Source organism: Arthrobacter sp. HMSC06H05, from assembly GCF_001807395.1.
GTDB lineage: Bacteria > Actinomycetota > Actinomycetes > Actinomycetales > Micrococcaceae > Pseudoglutamicibacter > Pseudoglutamicibacter albus.
Genome location: NZ_KV788980.1, coordinates 102382 through 102989 on the forward strand (window position 1 = coordinate 102382; position 608 = coordinate 102989).

Below are 608 nucleotides of genomic sequence, written 5' to 3' on the forward strand. Positions count from 1 at the left end.
GATGCGGCGCACACGGCGCCGCAACTCGCCCTGCGGCGCGTGCCGGTTCCAGTACCACAAGCCCCACAGGCCAGCCACGAGCGAAATCAGACCCGCGATGCAGAGTGACATCCGCGCGCCCAGAACTTCGGCAAGCCACCCCATCAAAGGTGAACCGAGCGGCGTTCCGCCCATAACCAAAACCATGTACAACGCCATCACGCGGCCGCGATACCTCGGGTCCACTGTCATCTGTAGCGTCACGTTGCACGAATTCAAGAACGTCACCGCTGCCCAGCCGGTCGGGATCAGCATGATCGCATACAGCCACAACCACGGAGCCGCACACGCGGCGATCACCGTGATACCGAAACCGATCGTTCCACCCACCACGAACTTCAGCCGCGAACCCTGCCGCCTGGCCGCCATCAACGCACCCGCCAACGTGCCGCACGCCTGGATTGTGCCGAGCAGACCGAACACCTCGGCATCCGCATCGAACACCGTTGTAGCCATGACCGCGTTGAACACCGGGAAATTCAACCCGAACGTACCCACCACGAACGCAAGCACCATGATCATGATGAGCGTAGGCCTACGCGCAACATACTTGATGCCCTCAACAACCT

1 protein-coding gene is annotated in these 608 nt (G+C 61.7%); it reads right to left on the bottom strand.

What is annotated here, in order from left to right; genetic code table 11:
• The coding region (locus HMPREF3160_RS10160) for an MFS transporter (protein WP_256173974.1) at positions 1-608 on the bottom strand (608 nt) is incomplete at both ends.